Source organism: Halopseudomonas sp. L-58, from assembly GCF_056859475.1.
Map to the genome: position 1 here is coordinate 19,704 of NZ_JBSXON010000077.1, position 20,856 is coordinate 40,559.

General features: G+C 62.6%; 21 protein-coding genes. 10 read left to right on the forward strand and 11 right to left on the reverse strand.

The features are described from left to right. Positions 1-147: 147 nt before the first annotated feature. A complete protein-coding gene (locus AC13EY_RS15285; protein WP_088275763.1) occupies positions 148-540 on the reverse strand; it encodes a DUF4870 domain-containing protein in 393 nt (130 codons plus the stop codon). A 150-nt stretch (positions 541-690) separates the two neighbouring features. Further along, positions 691-1,410: a ribonuclease PH gene (rph, locus tag AC13EY_RS15290; RefSeq protein ID WP_088275940.1), complete on the reverse strand. Its 720-nt coding sequence runs from the start codon at positions 1,408-1,410 to the stop codon at positions 691-693. A 120-nt stretch (positions 1,411-1,530) separates the two neighbouring features. On the opposite strand from rph, the gene AC13EY_RS15295 reads away from it, so the two are divergent. Beyond that, on the forward strand, positions 1,531-2,397 hold the full coding sequence (locus AC13EY_RS15295; RefSeq protein ID WP_228245937.1) for a YicC/YloC family endoribonuclease: 867 nt from the start codon (positions 1,531-1,533) through the stop codon (positions 2,395-2,397). A gap of 45 nt (positions 2,398-2,442) precedes the next feature. Here the strand turns inward: AC13EY_RS15295 and AC13EY_RS15300 are convergent, their stop codons facing one another. From AC13EY_RS15300 to puuE, 3 genes are read right to left on the reverse strand one after another with little or no spacing between them, the layout of a single operon-like run. Beyond that, a complete protein-coding gene (locus AC13EY_RS15300) occupies positions 2,443-2,931 on the reverse strand; it encodes an ureidoglycolate lyase (RefSeq protein WP_228246054.1) in 489 nt (162 codons plus the stop codon). Between the two features lie 22 nt (positions 2,932-2,953). Next, positions 2,954-3,799 carry a bifunctional allantoicase/(S)-ureidoglycine aminohydrolase gene (locus AC13EY_RS15305; protein ID WP_228245938.1) on the reverse strand — a complete coding sequence of 282 codons (846 nt, stop codon included), beginning with the start codon at positions 3,797-3,799 and terminating at the stop codon, positions 2,954-2,956. After that, a complete protein-coding gene (gene puuE / locus AC13EY_RS15310; RefSeq protein ID WP_228245939.1) occupies positions 3,796-4,737 on the reverse strand; it encodes an allantoinase PuuE in 942 nt (313 codons plus the stop codon). Before puuE ends, AC13EY_RS15305 begins: the two co-directional genes overlap by 4 nt. A 150-nt stretch (positions 4,738-4,887) precedes the next feature. Between puuE and AC13EY_RS15315 the strand changes: the two genes are divergently transcribed. Both AC13EY_RS15315 and AC13EY_RS15320 read left to right on the forward strand, forming a co-directional pair. Continuing rightward, positions 4,888-5,631: an aspartate/glutamate racemase family protein gene (locus AC13EY_RS15315; RefSeq protein ID WP_088275769.1), complete on the forward strand. Its 744-nt coding sequence runs from the start codon at positions 4,888-4,890 to the stop codon at positions 5,629-5,631. A gap of 96 nt (positions 5,632-5,727) precedes the next feature. Continuing rightward, entirely contained in the window at positions 5,728-7,086 is a 1,359-nt protein-coding gene (locus tag AC13EY_RS15320; protein ID WP_228245940.1) for an NCS1 family transporter, read from the forward strand. Between the two features lie 39 nt (positions 7,087-7,125). Here the strand turns inward: AC13EY_RS15320 and AC13EY_RS15325 are convergent, their stop codons facing one another. The 3 genes from AC13EY_RS15325 to AC13EY_RS15335 form a co-directional block, all read right to left on the reverse strand. Further along, complete coding sequence (locus tag AC13EY_RS15325) at positions 7,126-7,881, reverse strand: GntR family transcriptional regulator (protein WP_228245941.1); 756 nt, start codon at positions 7,879-7,881, stop codon at positions 7,126-7,128. 115 nt (positions 7,882-7,996) lie between these two features. Further along, positions 7,997-8,308 carry an EthD family reductase gene (locus AC13EY_RS15330; protein WP_088275773.1) on the reverse strand — a complete coding sequence of 104 codons (312 nt, stop codon included), beginning with the start codon at positions 8,306-8,308 and terminating at the stop codon, positions 7,997-7,999. A 102-nt stretch (positions 8,309-8,410) separates the two neighbouring features. After that, on the reverse strand, positions 8,411-9,688 hold the full coding sequence (locus AC13EY_RS15335; protein WP_228245942.1) for a DUF2254 domain-containing protein: 1,278 nt from the start codon (positions 9,686-9,688) through the stop codon (positions 8,411-8,413). Between the two features lie 128 nt (positions 9,689-9,816). Between AC13EY_RS15335 and gmk the strand changes: the two genes are divergently transcribed. The 4 genes from gmk (at position 9,817) to AC13EY_RS15355 (ending at position 13,396) form a co-directional block, all read left to right on the forward strand. Next, a complete protein-coding gene (gmk, locus tag AC13EY_RS15340; RefSeq protein ID WP_228245943.1) occupies positions 9,817-10,440 on the forward strand; it encodes a guanylate kinase in 624 nt (207 codons plus the stop codon). A gap of 88 nt (positions 10,441-10,528) precedes the next feature. Next, positions 10,529-10,789, forward strand: a complete 261-nt coding sequence (rpoZ, locus tag AC13EY_RS15345; RefSeq protein WP_088275776.1) for a DNA-directed RNA polymerase subunit omega — start codon at positions 10,529-10,531, stop codon at positions 10,787-10,789. Positions 10,790-10,853: 64 nt separating this feature from the next. Next, a complete protein-coding gene (spoT, locus tag AC13EY_RS15350) occupies positions 10,854-12,998 on the forward strand; it encodes a bifunctional GTP diphosphokinase/guanosine-3',5'-bis pyrophosphate 3'-pyrophosphohydrolase (RefSeq protein ID WP_228245944.1) in 2,145 nt (714 codons plus the stop codon). 17 nt (positions 12,999-13,015) lie between these two features. Next, a complete protein-coding gene (locus AC13EY_RS15355) occupies positions 13,016-13,396 on the forward strand; it encodes a RidA family protein (RefSeq protein ID WP_228245945.1) in 381 nt (126 codons plus the stop codon). Between the two features lie 212 nt (positions 13,397-13,608). Here AC13EY_RS15355 and AC13EY_RS15360 read toward each other — a convergent pair whose 3' ends face one another. Next, entirely contained in the window at positions 13,609-14,451 is an 843-nt protein-coding gene (locus AC13EY_RS15360; protein WP_228245946.1) for an SDR family oxidoreductase, read from the reverse strand. Positions 14,452-14,612: 161 nt separating this feature from the next. Here AC13EY_RS15360 and AC13EY_RS15365 point away from each other — a divergent pair, with 161 nt between their 5' ends. The 3 genes from AC13EY_RS15365 (at position 14,613) to AC13EY_RS15375 (ending at position 19,130) form a co-directional block, all read left to right on the forward strand. Further along, positions 14,613-15,527 (forward strand): hydrogen peroxide-inducible genes activator, encoded by a 915-nt coding sequence (locus AC13EY_RS15365; RefSeq protein ID WP_228245947.1) that lies wholly within the window; start codon positions 14,613-14,615, stop codon positions 15,525-15,527. A gap of 18 nt (positions 15,528-15,545) precedes the next feature. Continuing rightward, complete coding sequence (gene recG / locus AC13EY_RS15370) at positions 15,546-17,621, forward strand: ATP-dependent DNA helicase RecG (protein WP_228245948.1); 2,076 nt, start codon at positions 15,546-15,548, stop codon at positions 17,619-17,621. Between the two features lie 96 nt (positions 17,622-17,717). Next, positions 17,718-19,130, forward strand: coding sequence for an aminoacyl-tRNA deacylase and HDOD domain-containing protein (locus AC13EY_RS15375; RefSeq protein ID WP_482877531.1), 1,413 nt, complete (start codon positions 17,718-17,720; stop codon positions 19,128-19,130). Between the two features lie 51 nt (positions 19,131-19,181). On the opposite strand, the gene AC13EY_RS15380 is transcribed toward AC13EY_RS15375, so the two are convergent. Both AC13EY_RS15380 and AC13EY_RS15385 read right to left on the reverse strand, forming a co-directional pair. Continuing rightward, positions 19,182-19,454 carry an HU family DNA-binding protein gene (locus tag AC13EY_RS15380; RefSeq protein ID WP_088275784.1) on the reverse strand — a complete coding sequence of 91 codons (273 nt, stop codon included), beginning with the start codon at positions 19,452-19,454 and terminating at the stop codon, positions 19,182-19,184. 210 nt (positions 19,455-19,664) lie between these two features. Continuing rightward, complete coding sequence (locus tag AC13EY_RS15385; protein WP_228245950.1) at positions 19,665-20,819, reverse strand: NAD(P)/FAD-dependent oxidoreductase; 1,155 nt, start codon at positions 20,817-20,819, stop codon at positions 19,665-19,667. Positions 20,820-20,856: the final 37 nt, after the last annotated feature.

Consider the following 20,856-nt stretch of genomic DNA (forward strand, 5'->3'; position numbering starts at 1 on the left):
GCAAGCGGCAAGCGGCAAGCGGCAAGCGGCAAGCGGCAAGCAAAGATCCCGCGCCAGCACACTTGGCGCAACAGAATCAATCGAGTTAGCCGTACAAACGAAAACACCCCCGCAGCCATGGGCTCCAGGGGTGTTTTTTTGCTTCGGCTATTTAATCAACCGCCAGCAGAACGGATAGCGGTAGGCCTGACCCTCATTGGCCTTGATCGCAGCAATGATGGTCAGCACCAGCGCACCCACGCCTACGACCCACATCAGCAGCAGGCCGATAACCACCAGCGCCAGCAGCAGGCAGACCAGCATCAGCAAGGCGACCGTGATCTGAAAATTCAGCGCTTCCTTGCCCTGATCATCCACGAAGGGATCCATGTCCTTTTTCAGTTGCCAGATGATCAAGGGACCAACCAGATTACCGAACGGAATAATGAATCCGAGCAGGGCTGACAGGTGCACGAACAACGCCCACTGACGCGCCTCCGGACCAGGGGCACCGGGCGGCGGTGGCGGCGTGTTGTCAACTTGGGTTACGGGATCAGTCATCACAGGCACTCCTTGGCGTCAAAACAGATTCAGGCGAGTTTTAGCAGAGTTTACACACCCTGCCTATGGTGCTGCCCACGCCAGCGTGCATGCCGCACAAAAAAGGGCCGCGCAGTGGCGGCCCTCATCGATATAACTACAGACCAGCAATCAGTCTTCCAGCGCAGCGCGCTGCAGCGCGAACAACTCGTCAGTCCCCTTGCGCGCCAGCGTTAGCATGGCGTTCAGATCCTCGGCACTGAACGGTGCCGCTTCGGCGGTACCCTGCACTTCGATAAAGCCGCCCTTGTCGGTCATCACCACATTCAGGTCGGTATCGGCAGCCGAGTCTTCCGGATAGTCCAGATCCAGCACCGGCACACCCTGATAGATGCCGACCGAGATCGCGGCAATCATCTGCACCTCGGGCACCTTCTTGATCGCACCGCGCTGCTTCATGGCCCGCAGTGCATCGACCAGCGCCACGCAGGCACCGGTGATCGACGCAGTGCGAGTCCCGCCGTCGGCCTGAATAACATCGCAGTCGATGTACAGGGTGTTTTCACCCAGCGTCTTCAAATCAACCGCAGCGCGCAGCGAACGACCGATCAGACGCTGAATTTCCAGTGTACGACCACCCTGCTTGCCTTTGCTCGACTCACGCTGCATGCGCGAGCCGGTAGAGCGCGGCAGCATGCCGTATTCGGCGGTGATCCAGCCCTGACCGCTGCCACGCAGGAAGCGCGGCACCCCGGCCTCGACACTGACGGTACAGATGACCTTGGTGTCGCCAAACTCGACCAGCACGGAGCCTTCGGCATGCTTGGTGTAGTGACGGGTCAGGGTAACCTGGCGCATCTGGTCGGCGGCGCGTTCGCTGGGGCGTTTCATCATCTGGAATCCTTGTACTGCAGGTGGGAAGACCGCGGAGTATAGCACCCCGACGATACCCCCGGACCGCCGCAAGGCGCTACAATGCCTACCGGCCAACCAACCAGACAGAGGATCAGCATGGTTTACAGCATGACCGCCTTCGCCCGCAGCGAACTCAGCACCGATCAGGGCAACCTGGCCTGGGAACTGCGGTCGGTGAACCACCGCTATCTGGAAGTCACCCTGCGCCTGCCCGAAGCCTTCCGCGAACTGGAAGGCCCGCTGCGCGAGCTGCTGCGCAAGCAGCTGGCCCGCGGCAAGGTCGAGTGCACCCTGCGCTTCAACCCGGTCGAGCAGCAGTCCAGCGAACTCAGCCTTAACCAGCCACTGCTCGACCAGCTGATCCGCACCACCGAGCAGCTCAGCGCCCGCCTGCAGAACGCCGGCCCGGTCAACCCGCTCGAGCTGCTGGCCTGGCCGGGCGTGGTGATTGGCGAGAAAACGGACCAGGGTGACCTGGTCAAGCAGGCCCGCCAACTGTTCGATCAGGCCCTCAAGGAACTGAAGGAACACCGCGCGCGCGAAGGCGCCGAGCTGAAGCAACTGATCGAGGACCGCCTGAGCAGCATCAGCGAGCGCACCGCCGTAATCCGCGAAATGATGCCGACCCTGCTGACCACCCACCGGCAGAAGCTGATCGACCGCTTCAACGACGCCAAACTCGAGCTGGACAGCACCCGCGTCGAGCAGGAAATCGTACTGCTGGCGCAGAAGATCGACGTCGCCGAAGAACTCGACCGCCTCGATACCCACGTCGCCGAAACCCGCCGCGTGCTCGACAGCAAGGACGCCATCGGCCGCCGCCTGGACTTCCTCATGCAGGAGTTCAACCGCGAAGCCAACACCCTCGGCTCCAAGGCCATCGATACGCGCAGCACCCAGGCGGCGGTCGATCTGAAGGTATTTATCGAACAGATGCGCGAGCAGATCCAGAATATCGAGTAAGCCTATACCGCTCCGTTGCGGAGCGGCAGCAACGTCAGCGCAGGATCACGCCAGCGTCACCCGGATGTTGATCGGGTACTCGTCACAGTTGTGCCCGGCACCCCCGCGATCGACCACCAGAAACTCCCCTTCACGCTCCAGCACCGACTGGATGGCATGCCAGGTGCCGATGCGGTAGTTGACGCCCTGCCGGCCGTCGGTGATGAAGGCGCGCACCTCGGCCGGATCAATCGCATCGCCGGGTGGCGCTACCACGATCAGAAACTGCTCCTCGTGCAGCGGCATGAACGCCTGGCTGCCGAGCGGATGGCGCTCCAGAAAGGTCAGCTCCAGCGGCACGGTGACCGGCTGGCTGACGAAGATGCTGATCAGCACCCGCGGTGATTCACCGGCCACCTCAACCCTGGCCAGATCATGATGGCGACGGGTACGGCCCGCGTTGATCATGAAATGCGCGGAGCTGCGCGAGTCGATCACCTCACCGAAGGCCTCGAAGGCCTCCGGTGTCAGGGGCTGAGCCGTCAGCTGCAACACGTCAGCACTCATCTTCTGCTCCTCAACGGCCGAAGGTCGGCAGTTTCATGTGACGGTTGACGTCCTTGTACAGCAGGTAGCGGAACGGGCCGGGGCCACCGGCGTAGCAGGCCTGCGGGCAGAAGGCGCGCAGCCACATGTAGTCGCCGGCTTCGACCTCGACCCAATCCTTGTTCAGCAGGTAGACCGCCTTGCCTTCCAGCACATAGAGGCCATGCTCCATGACGTGGGTCTCGGCGAAGGGAATCGCGCCGCCCGGCTGGAAGTTGACGATATTCACGTGCATGTCGTGGCGCATGTCGCTCATGTCGACAAAGCGGGTGGTGCTCCAGGCACCGTTGGTGCCGGGCATCTCCAGCGGGATGATGTCGTTCTCGTTGGTAACGAAGGCTTCCGGTGCATCCAGGCCATCCACCTTCTGATAGGCCTTGCGGATCCAGTGGAAGCGCACCACAGCGCCGCTGTTGTTGTGCAGTTGCCAGTCACTGCTCGGCGGAATAAAGGCGTAGCCGCCCTCTTTCATCAGATGCTGCTGACCGTTCAGGATCAGCGTCATTTCGCCTTCCACCACGAACAGCACACCTTCGGCGGAGGCGTCGGTTTCCGGCTTGTCGCTGCCGCCACCCGGTTGCACTTCCATGATGTACTGCGAGAAGGTCTCGGCAAAACCGCTGAGCGGACGCGACAGCACCCACAGACGGGTACCGGTCCAGAACGGCAGGTGGCTGGTAACGATATCGCGCATCACGCCCTTGGGAATCACCGCGTAGGCCTCGGTGAAGACCGCGCGGTCGGTGGTCAGCTGCGTCTGCGGCGGGTGCCCGCCGGTTGGCGCGTAGTAGCTGCGGGGTGCGGATTGCTTGCTCATACTGACTCCTGGTTCTGTGCGGGATGATGCTCGGCCCAATGGCGGGCGATATCGACACGGCGGGTAACCCAGACCCGATCATGGGATTCGATGTAATCAAGAAAACGCTGCAGCGCGCGGAAGCGGCCGGGACGGCCGATCAGCCGACAGTGCAGACCGATCGACAGCATCTTCGGCAGATCGTCACCCTCAGCGTAGAGCACGTCGAAAGCGTCTTTCAGATACTGGAAGAAGTGGTCGCCCGTATTGAAGCCCTGCGGTGAGGCAAAGCGCATGTCGTTGGTATCCAGCGTGTAGGGCACGATCAGGTGATTATGCAGCGCGCCGGCGCTGTCCGCCTCACGGGTCCAGAATGGCAGATCATCACCGTAATAGTCGCTGTCATACAGAAAGCCGCCCTGATCCAGCAGCAGGCGCCGGGTATTGGGGCTGTCCCGCCCTGTGTACCAGCCGTCCGGCTGGGCGCCATACAGGCGCTGGAATATCTCCAATGCGCGTTGCAGATGCTCACGCTCGACGGCTTCAGGGATGTTCTGATAGTGAATCCAGCGCCAGCCGTGGCAGGCGATCTCGTGGCCCAGCTCATGGAACGCCTGGGCTACTTCCGGATGCCGCTCCAGTGCCATCGCCACGCCAAACACGGTCAGCGGCAGGCCGCGCCGCTCAAATTCGTTGAGCAGGCGCCAGACACCGACCCGCGAGCCGTACTCGTAAATCGACTCCATGCTCATGTGGCGATCATCGAACGCCGCCGCACCAATGATTTCCGACAGAAACTGCTCGGAGTGACTGTCGCCGTGCAGCACACAGTTCTCACCGCCCTCTTCGTAGTTGAGCACAAATTGAACGGCGATCCGCGCACGGCCGGGCCAACGGGCTTCCGGCGGGGTGCGACCGTAGCCGATCAGATCGCGTGGATACACAGCGCTATAGCTCATTAAGACACCTCTTTCGCTGAAGAAAGCCCGCAATTCGACCACGCAGCGCTTATTACGCGCGATAACTGCAGGGCATTTTGATTTTTTGACTCGAGCGATTGTATACAATTAATCTATTGTTTTGTGTACATACATTGGCAGGCCAGATTCATGCATATTCGCGTCATCAACCCGAACACCACCCACGCCATGACCGAGACCATCGGCGCGGCGGCCAAAGCCGTTGCCGCACCCGGCACGCGGATCACCGCCAGCCAGCCAGACAGCGGCCCGGTGTCGATCGAGAGCCATTTCGACGAGGCGGTCAGTGCTCTGGGCGTTATCGAGGAAGTACGCGCGGGTGAGCGCGAAGGCACCGACGCCTACATCATTGCCTGCTTTGGCGACCCCGGGCTGTATGCCGCCCGCGAGCTGACCCGCGCCCCGGTGATCGGCATCGCCGAAGCCGCCTTCCATGTTGCCAGCCTGATCAGCACCCGCTTCTCGGTGGTTACCACCCTGCCGCGCACCCTGATCATCGCCGAGCACCTGCTCGACAATTACGGCTTCCGCCACAGCTGCCGACGCCTGCGCGCGGCCGACATTCCGGTGCTGGATCTGGAAGAGAACCCGGATATCGCCCTTGAGCGCATCATCGACGAGTGCCTGAAGGCCAAGCGCGAAGACAACATCGGTGCCATCGTGCTGGGTTGCGGCGGCATGGCCGACCTCACCCCGCAGATCAGCGATGCGGTCGGTCTGCCCGTGGTGGAGGGCGTGACCGCGGCAGTGAAGCTGGCCGAAGCCGTAGTTGGGCTGGGGCTGGGTACCAGCAAATTTGGCGATCTGGCGTTTCCGGGCAGCAAACGCTTCACCGGACGCTTTGCCGAGTACTCTGATCTGGCCCACGGCTGATCAGGTGACAGCACGCCCCGCGGGGCACACAAGAAACCGCAGGATCGGATGATCCGGGGAGACAACAATGCATAACACAGCCCACGGGGGAGTCTCATGAACACTGACGCCAGCACGCTCACCGCCGGCAGCCAGCCGAGCAACGAAACCAAGGCCGCCGGCGAGGAGTCTCTTGCGCCCCAGAAAGTCCGCATCATGGGGCGCCTGTCCTATCTGCTGGCCTGGTTTGGCGGTTGCGTTTCCATCGGCACCTTTACCATGGGCTCCAGCGTGGTCGGCAGCCTCAACCTGATTCAGGCCACCATCGCCATCGCCATCGGCTGTTTCGTCATTGGTATTGCGCTGGTGCTCAACGGCGCCGCCGGTTACAAGTACGGCATCCCGTTCATGGTGCAGGCGCGCAGCGCCTTCGGCTTTACCGGCACCCGCCTGCCCGGTCTGGTGCGCGCGGTACCGGCAATCGTCTGGTACGGTTTCCAGAGCTGGATTGGCGCCGGCGCCCTGAACATGGTGTCCGCCACCCTGTTCGGCTTCGACAATCTGGTGTTCTTCTTTATTGCCTTCCAGTTCCTGCAGATCGGCCTGTCGGTCATGGGCTTTCAGGGCATCAAGTGGCTGGAGAATGTCGGCAGCGCCTTTATCCTCGCCTCGCTGGTCTACATGTTCTACAGCACCGTGCAGCGTTACGGCGACGAACTCTCGAGCAGCCTGTTGACCATGCAGGGCTCATGGGGCCTGCCGTTCTGGAGCGCGACCATGCTGTTCCTCGGCATCTACAGCACTATAATCCTCAACGTCAGTGACTACGCCCGCGAGCACAAACACGGCACCGGCCCGGGTCTGCTGACCACCATCTACTCGATGTCGATTCTGCCCTGCACCCTGTTCATGGGCCTGATCGGCTACATGGTCTCCGAAGCCACCGGCGTCGCCGACCCGATCCAGGTGTTTGCCAACGCGGTCGACAACACGCCGCTGCTGATGACCACCCTGCTGTTCATCGCCTTCGCCCAGGTCACCACCAACGTACTGAACAACGTGGTGCCGCCGACCTACGTGCTGATGGATGTATTCAAGCTGAAGTTCCGCCCGGCCACCGTCATCGTCGGCCTGCTGGCCTTCGCCACCTTCCCGTGGAAACTGGTCAGCGAGGATTCGGCCGCCGGCCTGCAGGTATTCGTGCAGACCTACTCGGCGTTCCTGGGCCCGATCTTCGCGATTCTGGTGGTGGACTATTACCTGATTCGCAAGCGCACGCTGAATCTGGAGCACCTGTACGACGCCAACGGCCCGTATCAGGGGGTCAACTACGCCGCGCTGATCGCGACCGCCATTGGTGCCGTGGTCGCGCTGAACGTATCCAGTGTGTCGTGGTATGCCAGCCTGATTCCGGCCGGGCTCAGCTACTACCTGCTGATGCAATACTGGGGCCCCTGCCAGCGCTTCCGCCGCTGAGCCCCGAGGCTGCCGACGGTGCCTGCACCGTCGGCGTCATCAGCCGCGATAAGCGGCGAAGATATCCTGCAGATCCGGCGTGGTCTGCGGCGAGTAGGCAATCGCCAGCGAGCCCTCAATGGCATCCAGATGCTGCGCCATAAAGGCGGCAGCCGCCTCACCATCCCGACCTTCCAGCAACGTGATCAGGCGGTCGTGATCGGTGCAGTCGCAGCCCAGATTCCCGGCGTTGCCGTACACCGCCAGAATCAACGATGAACGCGAACACAGCTGGACGACAAAACTCGCCAGCGTCTGATTGCCGGCCAGCACCGCCAGCTGACTGTGAAACTCCGCCGAGCACTTGATCGCCGCACTCTGATCGCGCGCCGCCAATGCCTGCTGCTCCTGCTCGGCCAGCGCGCGCAAGGCCGCCAGTGCCGCCTCATCAATCTGCGGTGCCAATTGCCGCATCAGGCCACATTCCACCATCCGCCGCGCATCAAAGACTTCCCGCGCCTCCTCGGCGGAAGGCCGGGTGACACTGGCGCCCTTGCCGGGGGTCAGGGTAATCAGTTGATCCATGGCGAGGCGCTGCAGCACCTTGCGAATACCGGTCCTGCTGACCCCGAACACCTCGGCCAACGCATCCTCGCGCAAGCGCGCGCCCGGCTGCAGGCGGTGCTCGATGATGGCGTCGCTGATGGCCTGATAGATTCGATCCTGACGCAGAGCGCCAGCACCGGAGGCTGGCGTTCTGGAAACAGCTCTTTTGTCAGCAGCGCGCAACGCTGATGCAACCCGACGTGCGGTCATCAGGGGGTTTCCTCGACAGGATGAAAGGGCAAGGCGGCCCTATTGTAGCGGGTTCAGGGCAACGGATGCTGCCAGTTGATCCGCGCCCGATGATCAGGCGCGGCCAGCGGGAGAATCAGGCAACAACCTGACTGATGGTGACAACCGGCGTGATGTCCGTGTAATTGGCCATGTCCTGATTCAGCGCCTTGCCGCCGGCGGCGAAAGCGGCCTGAAACTGCGCCATATCGGCAAAGAACAGATGCGCGCAGGCCACAAACTGCGGCGCCTGCCCCGCGCCATCGGCCAGGCACTGGTCCACTTCGAGCTTTAGCAGGCCGTGTGCATCCAGCTGCTCATGGATCAATCTGGCGTGCTGCTGCTGGTAATAGCTGTGGTCAAAACGCGCATTGTCCTGCGCGGGGTAGGCAACGGTGATTCGAATCATGCTGCAGAACTCCACTATTTGTTTGAACGGTCTGGCGGGGTCGGTCCACGATAACACCCGTAACGGCGATATTGCCGTTACCCCGAGATGCCGAATGCGGCGCTATAACTGGCGCCGCAGAACGTCCTGGCCGGCTTCCAGCCGCTCGACCTCCGCGCCTAACCGCTCGCGGTCGACAGCCAGCGGCATAAGCTGGTCAGCCAGCGATCGGGCCTCGTGCGCCAGCCGCCGGGCGGGCGCAACGAATCGCTCATCCTGAGCGGCGAGCGCCTGCAGCGACTTGAGCAAGCGCAGCTGAACGTCAATCCGCGCCGCGCCATCACGGGCGATGGGGCCAAACAGGTCATCAAACAGATCGTCCAGCGCCAGCGTCACCAGCCAGACCTGCGGATAGCGCACCTCATCCGGTTGCGGCTCGCAATGATCCACCCAGGCCGACAACAGACGCACGCCACGGCCGAGAATGTCGATGGCCGTGCCAGGATCATTGACCGCCGGCGACAGCGCGCGTGAAGCGATCTCCGACAGAACCGACAACCCGAAGCGGGGATCCTGATCAAAGGAGCGCATGTCGCCCAGGGTAAAGGCGTCCAGCAGCTGCGACTGCACGGTTTCGTCGGCATCGCCTTCAAACCACAACACGGGCGCCGCCGGATGCACGAAGCAGCCGGGCTGCACAACGACATACAAACGCAGGCTGTGCTCCTGCGCGCAATCGGCCAGCGCGCCGACATCCAGATGCTGCAGATAGAGGGCATCACAGGGATACAGCGGCCTGGCGCTGGACGGCAGCCGCTGCGGATCCAGCAGACGGGCACCAAGGCAGGCATTGGCTATGCGATCCGCCAGCGCCATGCGGGTGACCGCCTCGACCCGGGCGGTGGTATCACCGACCCGCCCGAAGCGCGACAGGTGCTCAATCCAGCGCAGGATGGTGACCACGATCAGCACAATCACCAGCAGCGTTACGGCAAACAGCACAACGCGTCCGTTCTCGTCGTATGCCTCCGTGCTTAACGCAATCAACCCCACCAGGCTGAACAGAAACGCCCCGATAAAGGTTCCCAGTACATTCTGCGTGGTGGTGTCCTGCATCAGCAGCCGAGTTGCCCGCGGCGTCGCATTGGCAGTCGCTGCACTGTATGCCGCCACCATGACACTCAGCGAGAAAGTGGTCACCGCCAGCATGCTGGAGGCCAGAATGTCGAGAATGCGCTCAACCGCATCAGCCCCGATGGTGACCGGCAACGGGCCCGGCAGCAGCCGCTGGACCAGAATCGACAGCAGCGCCGCAACCACCGCCAGCAGGGCATAGAGGGAAGCACGCACCCAGAGCGTGCGGGTCAACTGCGCCAGCAGCCATTGCCATTTTGAAATCATCCCTGCTCCTTCCTCCGGTTTCGACCTCAACCAACAGCTTAGCGGAAGCGACGACCAGCCATGACGCCACCGCACGAAATCCCTATAATTGCGCGCTTACCCATTACGCACCGCAGGAACCCTGTCCGATGACCCATGCCACCGGCACGCTGTACATCATTTCCGCCCCGTCCGGAGCAGGCAAAACCAGCCTGGTCAAGGCACTGATCGAACAGACACCCAACCTGCACGTCTCGGTTTCGCACACCACCCGCCCGATGCGCCCGGGCGAGACTGATGGTGTTAACTACCACTTCACCGACCGTGACAACTTCCTCAAACTAGTGGAAGCCGGTGATTTCCTTGAGCACGCCGAAGTGTTCGGCAACCTCTACGGCACCTCGCAAACCGCCGTAGAACAGGCCCTGGCCCGTGGGCATGACATCATTCTGGAAATTGACTGGCAGGGCGCAGAACAGGTTCGCCGCAAGCTTCCGCAGGCACACTCGATCTTCATCCTGCCGCCGTCACTCGAAGCGCTGCGCTACCGCCTTGATTCCCGTGGCCAGGATGATAACGACGTGATTGATCGCCGCATGGCCGAAGCCGTTGCCGAGATGAGCCATTACGTCGAGTTCGACAGTCTGGTCATCAACGACACCTTCGAGCACGCCCTCGACGACCTCAAGGCCATCGTACGCAGCTACCGACTAAAGACCACTGCCCAGAGCGCGCGTCACGCCTCCCTGCTACAGGCGCTCTTGTCAGACTGAAGCCTCAGCCAGTAAACTGTCAGGTCCTGCGTCCGGCCCCGTGCCGGGCGCGTCGATTTGTTCACTTGTTACCTTTCCGGAGTACCCCATGGCCCGCGTCACCGTTGAAGACTGCCTGGAAAATGTAGATAACCGTTTTGAACTGGTCATGCTGGCCTCCAAGCGCGCCCGTCAGCTGGCCACCGGCGGCAAGGAGCCCAAGGTAGCATGGGAAAATGACAAGCCGACCGTCGTTGCCCTGCGTGAAGTCGCCGAAGGCCTGGTTTCCAATGAAATCCTCGCCGAAGAAGCCCTGCAGGATCAGCAGGAGCCGCTGTACTCGCTGGAAACTACCGAACTGGCCGAGTAAACGGATTGCGCAGGCCGGGCATTCCTGAGGTCATCACCCGTTACCACGGGTGCGGGAGAGCTGCATGTCTGCGATAGAAGTTTTTGCCGACACCCTTGGCAATTACCTTGAGCCGGATCAGGTCAACCTGGTCCGGCGCGCCTATTTCTACGCCGAGCAAGCCCACGACGGCCAGACCCGACGCAGCGGCGAGCCTTACGTTACCCATCCCCTTGCCGTAGCCAATATCCTCGCCGACATGCACATGGACCATCAGAGCCTGATGGCGGCCATGCTGCACGACGTAATCGAAGACACCGGCATTCCCAAGGATGCTCTGGTCGAGCAGTTTGGCGACACCGTTGCCGAGCTGGTGGACGGGGTCAGCAAGCTGACCCAGATGACCTTCGAGAGCAAGGCCGAAGCCCAGGCCGAGAACTTCCAGAAGATGGCCCTGGCCATGGCCCGCGATATCCGGGTGATTCTGGTCAAGCTCGCCGACCGCCTGCACAACATGCGAACCCTGGGTGCGCTGGCACCGGAGAAGCGCCGCCGCATCGCCAAGGAAACCCTTGAGATTTACGCGCCGATTGCCAACCGTCTGGGTATGCACAGTCTGAGCACCGAGTTCGAGGACCTGGGCTTCAAGGCCATGTATCCGATGCGCTCGATGCTGATTGACCGCGCCGTGCGCAACGCCCGCGGCAACCGCAAGGAGCTGCTGAACCGGATTCTCGAGTCGCTGCAGGCCTGCCTGGAACGCGAGGGTCTTCAGGGCAAGGTGATGGGGCGCGAGAAGCACCTGTACGGCATCTACCAGAAGATGCGCGGCAAGAAGAAGTCGTTCAATGAAATCATGGACGTCTACGCCTTCCGCATCATCGTCGACAAGCCGGACACCTGCTACCGCGTGCTCGGCGCCGTCCACAGCCTGTACAAGCCATTCCCCGGCCGCTTCAAGGACTACATCGCCATCCCCAAGGCCAACGGCTACCAGTCCCTGCACACCACCCTGTTCGGCATGCACGGGGTACCGATCGAAATCCAGATCCGTACCGACGAGATGGAAGAGCTGGCCAACAACGGCATTGCAGCGCACTGGGTCTACAAGTCCAAGGACGAGGTCATCAACGGCAACCACGCCCGTACCCGTCAGTGGCTGAAAAGCGTACTGGAGCTGCAGCAGAACGCCGGCAACTCGCTGGAGTTCATCGAGAACGTCAAGATCGACCTGTTCCCGGACGAGGTCTACATCTTTACCCCCAAGGGCCGCATCATGGAGCTGCCCAAGGGGTCGACCCCGGTCGACTTTGCCTACGCGGTGCATACCGACATCGGCAACAGCTGTATCGCCTGCCGCGTCAACCGACGACTGGCGCCGCTGTCCGAGCCGCTGGAAAGCGGCGAAACCGTCGAAATCATTACCGCCCCGGGCGCCCGCCCGAACCCGGCCTGGCTCAGCTTCGTGATTACCGGCAAGGCCCGCAGCAACATCCGCCACTTCCTCAAGCACCAGCGCCATTCAGAGTCCATCGCCCTCGGCGAACGCCTGCTCGACAAGGTACTGGCGAGCTTCGGCACCCAGCTCAGCGACATTCCGGAAGCGCGCATTCAGGCCGTGCTGACCGATTGCCAGATGGAACTGATGGAAGATCTGCTGGCGGATATCGGCCTCGGCAACCGCATGGCATACGTGGTCGCCCGGCGCCTGCTGGCCGCCGAAGGCGCCAGCGAAGAGGAAGACACCCAGAAAATCAGCCCCGACAGCAACGCCGACAACAGCGAGAAGCCGCTGGCGATCCGCGGCACCGAAGGGCTGGTGGTCAGCTTCGCCCGCTGCTGCAACCCGATCCCGGGCGACCCGATCGTCGGTTATCTGTCCTCCGGCAAGGGCATGGTCATCCACCAGGAAAATTGCCGAAATCTGGCGGATAACCGCCATAACAGCGAGAAGACCCTGCACCTGACGTGGGACAAGGACGTCAGTGGCGAATTTACCGTCGAGCTGCGCGTCGAACTGGAACACCAGCGCGGCATCATTGCCCAGCTCGCCACCGGCATCACCGTCGCCGACGCCAGCATCGACAAGATCAGCGTCGACGAACGCGACGGACGCGTCAGCGTCGTACAGCTGGTCGTTCGGGTACGCGACCGCCTGCATCTGTCGCAACTGATCAAGCGCATCCGCAACCTCAAGGGCGTGATGCGCATTACCCGTCTCAAAAACTGAATTCCGTCGGAGAACACATGAACAAGCAAGTCATTACCAGTGAACACGCCCCCTCTGCCATTGGGCCTTACTCCCAGGCAATCAAGGTCGGCAACACCGTATACCTGTCCGGCCAGATCCCGCTGGACCCCGCCACCATGGAAGTGGTCGACGGCTTTGAAGCGCAGGTCTGCCGCGTATTCGACAACCTCAGCGCCGTTGCTGAAGCCGCTGGCGGCAAGCTGCAGGACATCGTCAAGCTGAACATTTTCCTGACCGATCTGGGCAACTTCGCCAAGGTCAACGAAATCATGGAACGCTACTTCGAGAAGCCCTACCCGGCCCGCGCCGCCATCGGCGTAGCCGCGCTGCCCAAGGGCGTGCCGGTCGAGATGGACGGGATTATGGTGGTGGGCTAACGCCCATCCCCCGAGCGGCAAGCTACAAGCCGCAAGCTACAAGAAAAAACCGCGCGGTTTCGACCTGCGCGGTTTTTTTTCGGCCCCACTACCACAAACCTGCTTTTGCTTTTGCTTTTGCTTTTGCTTTTGCTTTTGCTTGCCGCTTGCCGCTTGTAGCTTGTAGCTTGCCGCTTGTAGCTTGTAGCTTGTAGCTTGTAGCTTGTAGCTTGCTAGTGATCCAGCAGCGTCGCATATCCCTCTCTATAGGTCGGATACTGCGGTGCCCAGCCGCTTTCGCGCGCCAGGTCGTTGCTGCAGCGCTTGCTGCCCATTCGAGTACTGGCCGGGCCGTCATCCCGAGCCTCGACACCGAGCTGCTCGCGCAGCCACTGGACGACCTCGTGCAGCGGTGCCGGCTCATCGTCCACGCCAAGGTAACAAGGCGCCAACAACTCGCGTGCTTCAGCCTGCAGCAGCAGGTGCTCAAGCAAGCCGACGGCATCATCACGATGAATCCGGTTGGTATATTGCGGCGGCTCGGCCGGAACCGTCATGCCGGCACGCGCCTGCTCGATCAGCCGGTTTCTACCTGGCCCGTAAATGCCCGCCAGCCGCACTACCGACGCCGGCACACCGCTGCGCAGGGCAACATCTTCCGCAGCCAGCAGGGCCCTGCCGGTCTCGCTGTCGGCCTCGGCACGGCTGTTCTCGGTGACCCACTCACCATCCTGCTGGGCATAGACACCAGTGCTGGAAACCTGCAGCAGATGGCGCAGCCCACGCTTGCCCTGCCCCAGCCAATCGATCACATGCGCCAGCCCCTGCACGTACAGACGCTGGTACAGCTCGGCATCGCGTTTGCCTGCTGCCGGACAAAACACCAGATAATCGACCTTCTCCGGCCAGTCCGCAGGGCACTCGGCAGCACACAGGTCCGCCGCAATCGGCAGTACGCCCTCCGGCAACCTGGTGACATCACGACGCACACCGTAAACCTGCCAGCCACGCGCCAGCAGCCGCACCGCCAGCGCCGACCCCACATCCCCACATCCGGCAATGACCACGCGCCGCATCGGTTTCTCCCATTCTGTATCCGCAAAGCGCCACTGTACCAGCCGGAGGCCGACGGCCACACCGTCAGCAAGGGCACTTCGATTGTTTTACTCTATCAACCAACCGGCTATGCTACAGCCCATTGTTTGACCCTCTTCCGTAGCCAGACAGACTGCAGCCAATGACCCTGACCGAACTCCGCTACATCGTCACCCTTGCCCAGGAACAGCACTTCGGCCACGCCGCCGAACGCTGCCATGTGTCCCAGCCGACCCTCAGCGTGGGAGTCAAGAAGCTGGAGGAAGAACTGGGCGTGATGATCTTCGAACGCAGCAAAAGCGCCGTTCGCGTCACCCCCATCGGTGAACGGATCGTTGCCCAGGCCCAGAAAGTGCTGGAGGAAGCGCTGGCCATTCGCGAACTGGCGACCGCCGGCAAGAACCAGCTGGCCGCCCCACTCAAGGTCGGAGCCATCTATACCATCGGGCCGTATCTGTTCCCGCACCTGGTACCGCAGCTGCACCGGGTCGCACCGGAAATGCCGCTGTACATCGAAGAAAACTTCACCCACGTACTGCGCGACAAGCTGCGCAATGGCGAGCTTGATGCGATCATCATCGCGCTGCCGTTCCAGGAGCCCGACGTGCTGACCAAGCCGCTCTATGACGAGCCGTTCAGCCTGCTGATGCCGGCCAGCCACCCCTGGGCGGCACGGGACAGCGTGACCCTGGACGAACTGGACGACAACAAGCTGCTGCTGCTCGGTGAAGGGCACTGTTTCCGCGACCAGGTGCTCGAAGCCTGCCCGACCCTGCGCAAGGGCGACGACCAGCACAAGCACACCACCGTCGAATCCAGCTCACTGGAGACCATCCGCCACATGGTCGCCTCGGGGATCGGCATGACCGTGCTGCCGATGTCTGCTGCCGACGACCGCTATTACAGCTCCGACCTGCTGGTTACCAAGCCGTTCAAGGCACCAGCGCCGTATCGCACCGTCGCCATTGCCTGGCGTGCCAGCTTTCCGCGTCCGAAAGCCATTGAGCTGCTCAGCGACTCGATTCGTCTGTGCTCGGTCAATCAACCGTCAAGCTGATACGGAGCCAGAGACAGCGTGGGTGAACAGACACCGCTGACCGTGCTCAAGGGGATTGGTCCAGCCCTCGCGGACAAACTGGACCGGCTCGGCCTGTCATCGGTACAGGATCTGCTGTTTCACCTGCCGATGCGCTATCAGGATCGCACCCGTGTCACGCCGATTGGCGCGTTACGCCCCGGGCTCGACGCGGTCATCGAAGGCACAGTGCTCGGCGCTGAGGTGGTCATGGGCCGGCGCCGCAGCCTGCTCTGCCGCATTCAGGACGGCAGCGGTACCCTCAGCCTGCGCTTCTACTATTTTTCCGCCGCGCTCAAGGCCAACCTCAGCCGCGGCAGCCGCTGGCGCTGCTATGGCGAAGTACGGCCGGGCGCCTCCGGACTGGAAATCTATCACCCAGAGCTGCACAACCTCGACGGCGCTGAGGCGTTGCCGGTCAGCGATACCCTGACACCGATTTACCCCGCCACCGAAGGGCTGTCGCAACAGCGTCTGCGCAGTCTCAGTGACGCGGCGCTGGCCTGGCTCGCCAAAGGCAATCACCTGACCGAATGGCTGCCGCCGGAGCTGGCCGAGGCCTATCAGCTGCCGCCGCTGCGCGAAGCCGTACAGCTGCTGCACCGCCCGCCGCCGGACATCGACCTCGAGGCCCTGCAGGACGGCCGCCACTGGGCCCAGCACCGACTGGCGTTCGAGGAGTTGATGGCCCATCAACTGGCCATGCTGCGGCTGCGCGCCCAGATGCGGGCGCACAAGGCGCCGCCGATGCGCGCTGCCGGTGAGCTGGCCGACCGCTTTGTCGCGCAGCTGGGCTTTCCGCTGACCGGCGCCCAGCGCCGGGTGGCTGACGAGATCCTGCTTGATCTGGCCCAACCACGGCCCATGCTGCGTCTGGTGCAGGGCGATGTCGGTGCCGGCAAGACCGTCGTTGCCGCGCTCGCCGCATTGCAGGCCATCGAAGCCGGCTGGCAGGTGGCGCTGATGGCACCGACCGAGATTCTGGCCGAGCAGCACTTCAACAACTTCCAGCGCTGGTTTGCCGCACTCGGCCTGTCAGTGGCCTGGATCGCCGGCAAACTGAAGGGCAAGGCGCGCAGCAACCAGCTGCAACTGATCGCCAGCGGCGAGGCGGTGATGATTGTCGGCACTCACGCGCTGTTCCAGGACGACGTGCAGTTCCGCAATCTGGGCCTGGCAATCATCGACGAACAGCATCGCTTTGGCGTCCAGCAGCGCCTGGCGCTGCGCGACAAGGGTGCCGCGGGCGGTGTCTCGCCGCATCAGCTGATCATGACCGCCACACCGATCCCGCGCACCCTCGCCATGAGCGCCTACGCCGACCTGGACACCTCGATCCTCGACGAACTGCCGCCCGGACGCACCCCGGTCAATACCGTACTGATTTCCGATAGCCGCCGCGCGGAGGTCATCGAGCGGGTTCGCGCCGGCTGCGCCGAGGGTCGACAGGCCTACTGGGTCTGCACCCTGATCGAAGAATCCGAACAACTGCAGGCGCAAGCGGCAGAGGCAACCTGGGAGTCGCTCTGCGAAGCCCTGCCGGAACTCTCCATCGGCCTGATTCACGGGCGCATGAAGCCGGCTGAAAAGGCCGAGATCATGGCCGCCTTCAAGGAAGGCGACCTGCACCTGCTGGTCGCCACTACGGTGATCGAGGTTGGCGTGGATGTGCCCAACGCCAGCCTGATGATTATCGAAAATCCGGAACGTCTGGGCCTGGCCCAGCTGCACCAGCTGCGCGGACGGGTCGGACGCGGCAGCGCCGCCAGCCACTGCGTGCTGCTCTATCATGCGCCGTTATCGGCCCTTGGGCGCGAGCGACTGGGCATCATGCGCGAAAGCACCGACGGTTTCGTCATCGCCGAAAAGGACTTGGCCCTGCGCGGCCCCGGCGAGGTACTGGGGACCAGGCAGACCGGCCTGGTGCAGTTCCGGATTGCCGATCTGGTGCGTGATGCCGATCTGCTGCCGGACGTCCAGCAGGCGGCGCAGCAACTCGCGCGCAGCCACCCGGAGCGGGTACAACCGCTGCTGGATCGCTGGATAGCCGACGGCCAGCATTTTGCCCAGGTCTGAGTGCAGCTATGCTGCACTCAGACGAGCCGCTAGAATCAAGCAAGCATCCAGCAACACCGGGGCACCAGCACCGCCTGACTCAGCAAGGAACAGATAATGAATAATACCGCCGCTTCCGAGCCACTTGGCGCCAGCCTGCCCGATCTGATTGAAAAACTGCTGCAACAGCAGGGGATCGCCTATCAGCTGCGCCCCGCCAACGGCAATTGGCCTGCCTCGCAGCGTATTCAGGCGAGCCTGCTATGCGACAGCGTTGGCACCGTGCTGACCCTGATCCCGAAAGACCATCTGCTCGACCTCAAGGCCCTCGGCGCCCTGCTCGGACGCCAGCTGGAGCCGGTACGCAACCGCGAACTGCAGCGCATCCTCAGCAAGCATCAGCTGAACCAGCTGCCGGGCCTGCCAATCCTGTTCAACTCGCCCTGTGTCTGTGAGCGCAGCTTGCTGGATCACAGCGAGCTGATTCTCGACAGCGGGCTGGATGGCTGGAGCCTGGTACTTAATCAGGCCGATGCCCGCACGCTGCTGGCCAAGGTCAGTCTGGCCCAGTTTGCGGTCCCGCTGGCCAGCCTGGATACCCGGGCAATCAGCACCGCGCAGGATGATCAGGACCTCAGCAACGCCGTGCAGAACTTCACTGCCCTGCGCATGAAGCAGCGCCTGGAAGAAACCATCGAGATTCCGCCCCTGCCGGAAACCGCGCAGAAGGTGATGAAGCTGCGGGTCAACCCGGATGCCGGTGTAGACGATCTGGCCGACGTGGTCGAAACCGATCCGAGCCTGGCGGCGCAGGTCGTCAGCTGGGCCGCTTCACCCTACTACGCCGCTCCGGGCAAGATTCGTTCGGTCGAGGACGCCATCGGCCGGGTGCTGGGCTTTGATCTGGTAATCAATCTGGCGGTTGGTCTGGCGCTGGGCAAGACCTTCAAGCTGCCCAACGATGCGCCTGACCGCGCTACCCCTTACTGGGAGCAGGCCATCTACACGGCCGCGGTGATCGAAGGACTGGCCAAGGCCATGCCGCGGAAACGGCGCCCGGAAATGGGCCTGAACTACCTGTGTGGCCTGCTGCACAACTTCGGCTATCTGGTGCTGGCATATATCTTTCCGCCCTACTTCCAGCTGATCTGCCGCCACATCGAAGCCAATCCGCATGTCCAGCCTCACCAGATCGAGCAGCACCTGATCGGCGTTACCCGCGACCAGATCGGCAGCTGGCTGATGCGCTACTGGGACATGCCAGACGAGGTCTGCACCGCCCTGCGTCAGCAGCACAACGCCCATTACGCAGGCGACGATTGCGTGTACGCCAACCTGATCTACCTGTCACTGGCGCTGCTCAGCGAACACGGTATCGGCAGCGGTCCACGACTACCCATTGCGGATGCACTGCTGCAACGCCTCGGGCTGGAACGGGAAAGCGCAGACAAGGTAGTACACAAGGTGCTGGATGCGCGCGATGCGCTGCGCTCACTGGTTAGCCGCTATCAGGGCAATGCCCGGGACTGACGTGAGCCGGGTGGCAGGGGCCCGACTGGGCCCCTGGCGCGGAAATCAGACTCAGTTGACCGCGTCGCGCAGGCTTTTGCCCGGCTTGAAGGAAACGGTATTGCTGGCCTTGATCTTGACCGGTGCACCGGTCTGGGGATTTTTGCCGGTGCGTGCGCCACGATGACGCTGCAGGAAAGTACCGAAACCGACAAGTGTTACGGAGTCCTTGTTGCTCAGCGCCTGGGTAATTTCGTCCAGTACGGCGTTGAGTACTCGATTAGCCTGATCCTTGCTCAGGTCCGCCTTTTCGGCAATCGCCGCTGCGAGATCTGGTTTGCGCATATAAAGCCTCATTGTCTGTTGTTTTTGTTGTGACCGCCGCGTCCTCGGGGCGGGCCTGCCAGACGCTCCCGAGCCCGGTCGGGCCGTCTGTCAAGGCTCGCTCAGCATGGCACGACTGAATTCGTTTCGCCAGTCGTCGCAGGCCTGAAGCCGGGCAAAATCACGGATTTTCCCGACAAAAGGCCAAACTGTCCCACATTGTCGGTGAGATCAGTCCAGCCAGGCGGGCAATTCGCGGGTCAACTGCAGCTTCTCTGCAACAGCGGCACCGGTCAGCGCAAAGCCATGCAGCTGACCGGTGGCGTCGACAAAACGCGCGCGTACGTCACGCCCCTCGGCGTCGCACTGCCAGCTTCCGGCAACGCCACTCAACGGCGGCGTTACCACCAGGGGACAGGCCGGCGTCTTGACCATGATCGGCATCGCCGGATAGCTCAATTCGGTCGGCGTGCCGCTGAGGGTTTTTGCCAGCGCCCGCGCCGAGGTCATCAGCGGCATCACGTACATCAGGTTGAGGCCTGCCACCTCGGCGCAATCGCCCAGCGCATAGACATGCGGATCACTGGTGCGCAGCTGCCTGTCCACCTGCACGCCGCGCCCTGCCGACAGCCCGGCGGCTTCAGCCAGTTCCGAGCGCGGAACCAGGCCAATCGCCGACAGCCCCTGATCAGCGACCAGTTCAACGCCGGAGTCGAGTCGCACCCGCAGGCCGTCGCCCTCCAGCACCATGTTCTCGATCGCACAACCGAGATGAAATTCAACGCCAAGTTCTTCCAGTCCGGCCTGCACTGCAGCGGCAGCCTGCTCCGGCAACAGTTGCGGCATCAACCAGGGATCGGACGCCACCACAGTCACCTCGAAACCGCCGAGGCGCAGGTCATTGGCGAACTCGCAACCGATCAGGCCGGCACCTACGATCAGCACACTCCGACGCCCGTTCAGCGCCGCACGGAACCGGCCATAGTCGACCAGATCATTGATCGACAGAAGACGTTCGCCCAGCGCCTCACGCCAGGGCAGTGTGCGCACCTGTGCGCCGGTCGCGAGCACCAGATCACTGTAGGGCAGGCTGCGGTCACCCAGGCGAACCAGGCGCTCACGGGTATCGATGGCGGTCACCTGCTGCCCGGTCAGCACCTGGGCACCCAGCTGTTCGGCCATGGCCTCGGCATCCTGCATGGCCAGCTCATCGGCTTCCTTGCCCTTGGCAAAGCCGGTCGACAACAGCGGTTTTGAATAGAACCGGCCGTCATCGGCACTGATCAGCATTAACGGGCGCTCGGCATCGAGCTTGCGAAATTCCTTGGCCAGGTTATACCCGGCCAGACCTGTGCCAATGATGACCAGGGGGGCATTGTCAGACACGTGGCATCTCCTGCAGTGACATGAGTTGGAACAAAGG

Excerpts from the sequence above, each read along its gene's own strand:
- AC13EY_RS15320 (WP_228245940.1), top strand. The coding sequence starts at position 5,728 with ATGAACACTGACGCCAGCACGCTCACCGCCGGCAGCCAGCCGAGCAAC.
- spoT (WP_228245944.1), top strand. The coding sequence starts at position 10,854 with ATGTCTGCGATAGAAGTTTTTGCCGACACCCTTGGCAATTACCTTGAG.
- AC13EY_RS15375 (WP_482877531.1), top strand. The coding sequence starts at position 17,718 with ATGAATAATACCGCCGCTTCCGAGCCACTTGGCGCCAGCCTGCCCGAT.
- AC13EY_RS15335 (WP_228245942.1), bottom strand. The coding sequence starts at position 9,688 with ATGATTTCAAAATGGCAATGGCTGCTGGCGCAGTTGACCCGCACGCTC.
- AC13EY_RS15380 (WP_088275784.1), bottom strand. The coding sequence starts at position 19,454 with ATGCGCAAACCAGATCTCGCAGCGGCGATTGCCGAAAAGGCGGACCTG.
- AC13EY_RS15295 (WP_228245937.1), top strand. The coding sequence starts at position 1,531 with ATGGTTTACAGCATGACCGCCTTCGCCCGCAGCGAACTCAGCACCGAT.
- AC13EY_RS15305 (WP_228245938.1), bottom strand. The coding sequence starts at position 3,799 with ATGAGCAAGCAATCCGCACCCCGCAGCTACTACGCGCCAACCGGCGGG.
- AC13EY_RS15285 (WP_088275763.1), bottom strand. The coding sequence starts at position 540 with ATGACTGATCCCGTAACCCAAGTTGACAACACGCCGCCACCGCCGCCC.
- AC13EY_RS15315 (WP_088275769.1), top strand. The coding sequence starts at position 4,888 with ATGCATATTCGCGTCATCAACCCGAACACCACCCACGCCATGACCGAG.
- AC13EY_RS15355 (WP_228245945.1), top strand. The coding sequence starts at position 13,016 with ATGAACAAGCAAGTCATTACCAGTGAACACGCCCCCTCTGCCATTGGG.
- AC13EY_RS15330 (WP_088275773.1), bottom strand. The coding sequence starts at position 8,308 with ATGATTCGAATCACCGTTGCCTACCCCGCGCAGGACAATGCGCGTTTT.
- AC13EY_RS15360 (WP_228245946.1), bottom strand. The coding sequence starts at position 14,451 with ATGCGGCGCGTGGTCATTGCCGGATGTGGGGATGTGGGGTCGGCGCTG.
- puuE (WP_228245939.1), bottom strand. The coding sequence starts at position 4,737 with ATGAGCTATAGCGCTGTGTATCCACGCGATCTGATCGGCTACGGTCGC.
- AC13EY_RS15325 (WP_228245941.1), bottom strand. The coding sequence starts at position 7,881 with ATGACCGCACGTCGGGTTGCATCAGCGTTGCGCGCTGCTGACAAAAGA.
- gmk (WP_228245943.1), top strand. The coding sequence starts at position 9,817 with ATGACCCATGCCACCGGCACGCTGTACATCATTTCCGCCCCGTCCGGA.
- rph (WP_088275940.1), bottom strand. The coding sequence starts at position 1,410 with ATGAAACGCCCCAGCGAACGCGCCGCCGACCAGATGCGCCAGGTTACC.
- AC13EY_RS15365 (WP_228245947.1), top strand. The coding sequence starts at position 14,613 with ATGACCCTGACCGAACTCCGCTACATCGTCACCCTTGCCCAGGAACAG.
- rpoZ (WP_088275776.1), top strand. The coding sequence starts at position 10,529 with ATGGCCCGCGTCACCGTTGAAGACTGCCTGGAAAATGTAGATAACCGT.